The sequence below is a fragment of the Pseudomonas sp. HMWF021 genome, from assembly GCF_003061005.1.
Taxonomy (GTDB): Bacteria; Pseudomonadota; Gammaproteobacteria; order Pseudomonadales; family Pseudomonadaceae; genus Aquipseudomonas.
The window spans coordinates 108,866-115,786 of record NZ_QAIK01000136.1; the positions used below are offsets into that span (position 1 = coordinate 108,866).

A 6,921-nucleotide genomic window follows, 5' to 3' on the forward strand; every position below is an offset into this window, starting at 1 on the left:
CGAAAAGCCACAGCCTTGCCCGCTGCTTCTTCCCGCTGAACCAGGAGGTGGCGTAATGGCCGTCGTACTTACCGCCCGCGACCTGACCCGTCACTACGAAGTTTCCCGTGGCCTGTTCAAGGGCCACGCGACCGTGCGCGCGCTCAATGGCGTGTCGTTCGAACTGGAAGCCGGCAAGACCCTCGCCGTGGTGGGCGAATCGGGCTGCGGCAAATCCACCCTCGCCCGCGCCCTGACCCTGATTGAAGAGCCGTCGTCCGGCTCGCTGAAAATCGCCGGGCAAGAAGTCGCCGGCGCCGACAAGGCCCAGCGCAAGCAACTGCGCAAAGACGTGCAGATGGTGTTCCAGAGCCCGTACGCGTCGTTGAATCCACGGCAGAAAATCGGTGATCAACTGGCCGAACCGCTGCTGATCAACACCAACCTGTCGGCTACCGAACGTCGCGAGAAAGTCCAGGCGATGATGAAGCAGGTGGGCTTGCGTCCCGAGCACTACCAGCGTTATCCGCACATGTTCTCCGGCGGTCAGCGCCAGCGTATTGCTCTGGCCCGGGCGATGATGCTGCAACCGAAAGTGCTGGTGGCGGACGAACCGACCTCGGCGCTGGACGTGTCGATTCAGGCGCAGGTGCTGAACCTGTTCATGGACCTGCAGCAGGAATTCAACACCGCCTACGTGTTCATCTCGCACAACCTGGCGGTGGTGCAACACGTGGCCGATGACGTGATGGTGATGTACCTCGGTCGCCCGGTGGAGTTGGGTCCGAAAAACGACATCTACGAACGCCCGCTGCACCCTTACACCCAGGCGCTGCTGTCGGCGACTCCGACCATTCACCCGGACCCGAACAAACCGAAAATCAAGATCGTCGGCGAACTGCCCAACCCGCTGAACCCGCCATCAGGCTGCGCGTTCCACAAGCGTTGCCCGTACGCGACCGAGCGTTGCAGCACTGAAGAGCCGGCGTTGCGCCAGCTCGACAGCCGGCAGGTGGCGTGCCACTACGCCGAGCAGTTCCTCGACGGCGCGGCGTAAGCAGAACCGCAGACCGACACAAAACCTGTAGGAGCTGTCGAGTGAAACGAGGCTGCGATCTGTTGATTTTCAACATCAAGATCAAAAGATCGCAGCGTGCCGCAGCTCCTACAGGGAACGTGTTGATCCGCAAATAATGGGTTAACCCAAACCCCTTCTCCCTCGATTGCGCATCAGTCGGGGAAGAAGGGGTTTTCTTTTGTCGGCGATTTACGTTTGGCTGTCGCCGTCGTCATCGTCATCGGTGTCCGGCTCATCAGTGGTCGAGTCGTCATCGTCCTTGCTGCCGCCCTGATCCTGATCGCCAGGTTCGGACTCGGACTTGGCCAGCATGACCACACCGGCTTGTCCGTGGGCTGCATTAAAACCTTGTGGTGGCGTGGCAGAACTCGCCCACGCCGCCGTGGTGCCAAGCGTCAACATCACCAAAACCTTAAGCAACAGCACAATGCGTTGAAAAATGCTCATAGCCATTTCCATCCTTTCGTGGTTGAAGCCTGGGGTGCCGATCCGGCGCTGAATGAAATCTAGTTCCGATCAGCGTGGTTCACCAGATAGGACGCTAACGCCCCCCCGGAAATGCCCCGGCGTGGCAGAACACTTGTGAATAACGGCTATAACCGAATCAGCTAAGCGAATGGGCGCACCAGCTCGCGCAACGAAAACCCCACCGTCTTCTGTAGGAGCTGCCGCAGGCTGCGATCTTTTGATCTTCAACGTCAAAAGATCGCAGCCTGCGGCAGCTCCTACAGGGGACGACGCCATAAAAAAGCCCCCGAGGCTTTCGCGTCGAGGGCTTTGGGGGCTGCGGTTCAAGGCTTAGTGATGTTCACGCGTCGCACGGAATTTCACATCCGGCCAGCGCTCTTCCATCAACGCCAGGTTGACCCGCGTTGGCGCGAGGTAGGTCAGGTGACCGCCGCCGTCCAGCGCCAGGTTTTCCACAGCCTTGTTGGAGAATTCCTCAAGCTTCTTCTTGTCGCTGCATTCGATCCAGCGCGCGGAGTACACGGTGATCGGCTCGTAGGAGCACTCGACCTTGTATTCCTCTTTCAGACGGCTGGCGACCACATCGAACTGCAGCACACCGACGGCACCGAGGATGATGTCGTTGCTGCGCTCCGGGAAGAACACTTGGGTCGCGCCTTCTTCGGCCAGCTGTTGCAGGCCCTGACGCAGTTGCTTGGATTTCAGCGGATCGCGCAGGCGCACGCGGCGGAACAGTTCCGGGGCGAAGTGCGGGATACCGGTGAAACCGAGGACTTCGCCTTCGCTGAAGGTGTCGCCGATCTGGATGGTGCCGTGGTTGTGCAGACCGATGATGTCGCCGGCGTAGGCCTCTTCCAGTTGTTCACGCTCGGAGGAGAAGAACGTCAGGGCATCGCCGATGCGCACGTCCTTGCCGGTACGCACGTGGCGCATCTTCATGCCTTTCTCGTACTTGCCGGAGCAGATACGCATGAAGGCGATGCGGTCGCGGTGTTTCGGGTCCATGTTCGCCTGGATCTTGAAAATGAAGCCCGAGAACTTCTCTTCCACCGGCTCCACGGTACGCTCGTTGGCCACGCGGGCCAGCGGACGCGGCGCCCAGTCAACGACGGCATCCAGCACGTGGTCGACCCCGAAGTTGCCCAATGCAGTACCGAAGAACACCGGTGTCAGCTGACCGTCGAGGAATTCCTGCTGGTTGAACTCGTGGCAGGCGCCCTGCACCAGTTCCAGCTGTTCGAGAAAGCGCTCGTACTCGTCGCCCAGGTGCGCGCGCGCCTCGTCGGAGTCGAGTTTCTCGATGATCTTGGTTTCGGTGCGTTCGTGACCGTGACCGGCGGTGTAGACAATGATGTAGTCGTCCGCCAGGTGGTACACGCCCTTGAAGTCGCGGTAGCAACCGATCGGCCAGGTGATCGGCGCAGCCTTGATCTTCAGGACGGCTTCGATTTCGTCGAGCAGTTCGATCGGGTCGCGGATGTCACGGTCGAGTTTGTTGATGAAGCTGACGATCGGCGTGTCACGCAGACGGCAGACGTCCATCAGGGCAATGGTCCGTGGCTCGACGCCTTTACCGCCGTCGAGGACCATCAATGCCGAGTCGACCGCCGTCAGGGTGCGGTAGGTGTCTTCGGAGAAGTCTTCGTGGCCCGGGGTGTCGAGCAGGTTGATCATGTGTTCGCGATAGGGGAACTGCATGACCGACGTGGTAATGGAAATACCCCGCTGCTTCTCCATCTCCATCCAGTCGGATGTCGCATGGCGGTCGGATTTACGGGATTTCACCGTGCCGGCCACTGCAATCGCCTTGCCCATCAACAGGAGCTTTTCGGTGATCGTGGTTTTACCGGCATCGGGGTGGGAAATAATGGCGAAAGTGCGGCGTTTCGCGACTTCGGCGGCCTGGTTGGTCATGGGAAATCGCCTGGCGGTGATTCAAAAAAGGGCGGCGAGTATAGCTTAAAAAGTAACCGACCCACTACCGTCCATATCCCCAATCTCCCCTGTAGGAGCTGCCGAAGGCTGCGATCTTTTGATCTTGCTCTTAAGAACAAAATCAAAAGATCGCAGCCTGCGGCAGCTCCTACCGGTGGCCAGATGGCATCTGATGTGGGAACCTTTTGAAGCACGGAGACGTCCATCCCCTGTTATGACTTTTCGTCAGGGGCTGAAAAATCAGCAAGTTAGCCTGACGAGGCTGCGCTCATGGCTCGCTTTCAGACCGCTTTGCCGGCCCTGAAAAACGGCTACTTTTCGCGAACGACGCTCCCGGCGGCCAGGAATGGCATGCCACACGGGACTGCGCTCGCCGACTACAAAAAAAGGAGTCCGCCTGTGGCTATCCGCTATGGCAAAGGGCTGATGGGAGGTGCGGTGGTGATCGCGCTCCTGGCCCTGCTGGTTCACTGGATCGGCATCAACACGATCGAACACTACCGCGACGATTTGTTGTTTTACCTGCAAGCTCATCTGATTCTCGTCCTCGCTTCAATGCTGGCTGCCCTGGTCGTGGGCATCCCCGCCGGTATCTTTCTCAGTCGCCCGACCATGGTCGGCCGCGCTGAACGCTTCATGCAGATCTTCAATATCGGTAACACTGTGCCACCGCTGGCCGTACTGGCGATTGCCCTGGGGATTCTCGGCATCGGCAGTGGCCCGGCGATCTTCGCCTTGTTCCTCGCCTCACTGTTGCCGATTGTGCGCAACACCTACGAAGGCCTGAAAAACGTCCAGGGTTCGCTCAAGGAAGCCGCCGTCGGCATCGGCATGACCCCGCGCCAGGTGCTGTGGAAAGTCGAACTGCCCAACGCCGTGCCGATCATCATCGGTGGCGTGCGCGTGGCACTGGCGATCAACGTCGGCACCGCGCCGCTGGCCTTCCTGATCGGCGCCAACAGTCTTGGCAGCCTGATCTTCCCCGGCATCGCCCTGAACAATCAGCCGCAACTGCTGCTCGGCGCCGCGTGCACCGCGCTGCTGGCCCTGCTGCTCGATGGCGTGGTCACCCTCGCCAGCCGTCTCTGGCTGGAACGCGGTTTGCGCCCGTCTTAAGGCTTTTGCGAAGGAATACTTATGAAACGATTTAGCTTGATCTTGAGCTGCTTCCTGCTGTTTGCAGGATTGGCCCAAGCCGCCGAAAAACCGGTGATCCGCCTCGGCGCCCGGGTGTTCACCGAGCAGACCCTGCTCGCGGAAATCACCGCACAATACCTGCGCAGCAAAGGTTACGACGCGCAGATCACCGGCGGTCTGGGCAGCAATCTGGCGCGCAGCGCCCACGAAAGCGGGCAACTGGACATGCTCTGGGAATACACCGGCGTGTCGCTGGTGGCCTACAACCATGTCACCGAGAAACTCGACAGCGAACAGTCCTACGCCCGAGTCAAAGAACTCGACGCGAAAAAAGGCCTGATCTGGCTGACCCCGTCGAAATTCAGCAACACCTACGCCCTCGCCCTGCCGAAAAAAATCGCCGAGCAGTACCCGCAGATCAACACCATCAGCGACCTGAACAAGGTGTTGCGCGATGAGGCCAACACCAATCACCTGGTCGCGCTGGACACCGAGTTCGCCAACCGCTCCGACGGTCTGGACGGCATGGTCAAGCTCTACGACATGAACCTGACCCGCAAGAACATCCGCCAGATGGACGCAGGGCTGGTCTACACCGCGCTGCGCAACGGCCAGGTGTTCGCCGGTCTGGTCTACACCACCGACGGTCGCCTGAATGCGTTCGGCCTGAAACTGCTGGAAGACGACAAACATTACTTCCCCGACTACACCGCCGCGCCGGTGGTGCGTCAGGCCTATCTCGATGCGCACCCGCAACTGGCCGAGCAACTCAAGCCGCTGGCGCAACTGTTCGACGACGAAACCATGCGCCAGCTCAACGCGCGGGTCGACGTCGATCACGAAAGCCCATCGAAAGTGGCCGCGGATTTCCTGCGCCAGCATCCACTCAACTAAGGAGGAAAAGTCATGGAATTTCTCAACGCCTTTTCCCACCTCGACTGGCAGCAGGTGATGCACCTGACCTGGCAGCACATCACTTTGGTCGGCATCGCCGTGACACTGGCGATTTTCATTGGTGTGCCGCTGGGCATTCTGATGACCCGCTTCCCGGCTCTCGCCGGGCCTTTGCAGGCCAGCGCCACGGTGCTGCTGACCGTGCCGTCGATTGCCCTGTTCGGCCTGCTGCTGCCGTTCTATTCCAGGTTCGGCCAGGGACTCGGGCCGATGCCAGCGATCACCGCGGTGTTCCTTTATTCACTGCTGCCGATCATGCGCAACACCTACCTCGCCCTGACCGGCGTCGAGCCGGGTATCCGTGAAGCCGCGCGCGGCATCGGCATGACCTTCGGCCAGCGCCTGCGCATGGTCGAGCTGCCGATTGCGGTGCCGGTGATTCTCGCCGGGGTACGCACCGCCGTGGTGATGAACATCGGTGTGATGACCATCGCCGCCACCATCGGCGCCGGTGGCCTCGGTGTGCTGATCCTCGCCTCCATCAGCCGCAGCGACATGTCGATGCTGATCGTCGGCGCGCTTCTGGTCAGTCTTCTGGCGATCTTCGCCGACCTTCTCCTGCAGTGGCTGCAACGTACGCTGACTCCAAAAGGACTCCTCAAATGATCGAACTTCAAAACCTCAGCAAGACCTTCCAGAGCAACGGCAAAGATGTCAAAGCCGTGGACTCGGTGAGCCTGACCGTCAATGAAGGCGAAATCTGTGTGTTCCTCGGGCCATCGGGTTGCGGCAAAAGCACAACGCTGAAAATGATCAACCGCCTGATCAAGCCGACCTCGGGCAAGATCCTGATCAACGGCGAAGACACCACCGACCTCGACGAAGTGACCTTGCGTCGCAACATCGGTTACGTGATCCAGCAGATCGGCCTGTTCCCGAACATGACCATCGAAGAGAACATCGTCGTGGTGCCGAAACTGCTCGGCTGGGACAAACAGAAATGCCACGACCGTGCCCGCGAGTTGATGAGCATGATCAAGCTGGAACCCAAGCAGTATCTGCATCGCTATCCGCGTGAACTGTCCGGCGGCCAGCAACAGCGCATCGGTGTGATCCGCGCACTGGCGGCGGATGCGCCGCTGTTGCTGATGGACGAGCCGTTCGGTGCGGTCGACCCGATCAACCGCGAGATGATCCAGAACGAGTTCTTCGAGATGCAGCGGGCGCTGAACAAGACCGTGATCATGGTCAGCCACGACATCGACGAGGCGATCAAGCTCGGTGACAAGATCGCGATCTTCCGCGCCGGCAAACTGCTGCAGATCGATCACCCGGACACCCTGCTCGCGCACCCGGCAGACGATTTCGTCAGCAACTTCGTCGGCCAGGACAGCACCCTCAAGCGTCTGTTGCTGGTGAAAGCCGAAGAC

Annotated in this window: 7 protein-coding genes; 5 read left to right on the plus strand and 2 right to left on the minus strand. The window is 60.1% G+C overall.

Annotated elements, in window-relative coordinates:
• Nucleotides 1-55 precede the first annotated feature (55 nt).
• Entirely contained in the window at nt 56-1,036 is a 981-nt protein-coding gene (locus tag DBR18_RS18915; protein WP_108591444.1) for a peptide ABC transporter ATP-binding protein, read from the plus strand.
• A gap of 210 nt (nt 1,037-1,246) precedes the next feature.
• Here DBR18_RS18915 and DBR18_RS18920 read toward each other — a convergent pair whose 3' ends face one another.
• Both DBR18_RS18920 and DBR18_RS18925 read right to left on the minus strand, forming a co-directional pair.
• Entirely contained in the window at nt 1,247-1,504 is a 258-nt protein-coding gene (locus DBR18_RS18920) for a hypothetical protein (protein ID WP_177482407.1), read from the minus strand.
• Between the two features lie 351 nt (nt 1,505-1,855).
• Nucleotides 1,856-3,439: a peptide chain release factor 3 gene (locus tag DBR18_RS18925; protein WP_007965665.1), complete on the minus strand. Its 1,584-nt coding sequence runs from the start codon at nt 3,437-3,439 to the stop codon at nt 1,856-1,858.
• A 447-nt stretch (nt 3,440-3,886) separates the two neighbouring features.
• Between DBR18_RS18925 and DBR18_RS18930 the strand changes: the two genes are divergently transcribed.
• The 4 genes from DBR18_RS18930 to DBR18_RS18945 form a co-directional block, all read left to right on the plus strand.
• Nucleotides 3,887-4,576, plus strand: a complete 690-nt coding sequence (locus tag DBR18_RS18930) for an ABC transporter permease (protein WP_177327464.1) — start codon at nt 3,887-3,889, stop codon at nt 4,574-4,576.
• Nucleotides 4,577-4,597: 21 nt separating this feature from the next.
• Nucleotides 4,598-5,491: a glycine betaine ABC transporter substrate-binding protein gene (locus DBR18_RS18935; RefSeq protein ID WP_108591446.1), complete on the plus strand. Its 894-nt coding sequence runs from the start codon at nt 4,598-4,600 to the stop codon at nt 5,489-5,491.
• 12 nt (nt 5,492-5,503) lie between these two features.
• Nucleotides 5,504-6,157, plus strand: a complete 654-nt coding sequence (locus tag DBR18_RS18940; RefSeq protein WP_108591447.1) for an ABC transporter permease — start codon at nt 5,504-5,506, stop codon at nt 6,155-6,157.
• On the plus strand, nt 6,154-6,921 hold a 768-nt coding region (locus DBR18_RS18945; RefSeq protein WP_256588787.1), incomplete at its 3' end, for an ABC transporter ATP-binding protein. The genes DBR18_RS18940 and DBR18_RS18945, both read left to right, overlap by 4 nt.

Excerpts from the sequence above, each read along its gene's own strand:
- DBR18_RS18915 (WP_108591444.1), top strand. The coding sequence starts at position 56 with ATGGCCGTCGTACTTACCGCCCGCGACCTGACCCGTCACTACGAAGTT.
- DBR18_RS18920 (WP_177482407.1), bottom strand. The coding sequence starts at position 1,504 with ATGAGCATTTTTCAACGCATTGTGCTGTTGCTTAAGGTTTTGGTGATG.
- DBR18_RS18925 (WP_007965665.1), bottom strand. The coding sequence starts at position 3,439 with ATGACCAACCAGGCCGCCGAAGTCGCGAAACGCCGCACTTTCGCCATT.
- DBR18_RS18930 (WP_177327464.1), top strand. The coding sequence starts at position 3,887 with ATGGGAGGTGCGGTGGTGATCGCGCTCCTGGCCCTGCTGGTTCACTGG.
- DBR18_RS18935 (WP_108591446.1), top strand. The coding sequence starts at position 4,598 with ATGAAACGATTTAGCTTGATCTTGAGCTGCTTCCTGCTGTTTGCAGGA.
- DBR18_RS18940 (WP_108591447.1), top strand. The coding sequence starts at position 5,504 with ATGGAATTTCTCAACGCCTTTTCCCACCTCGACTGGCAGCAGGTGATG.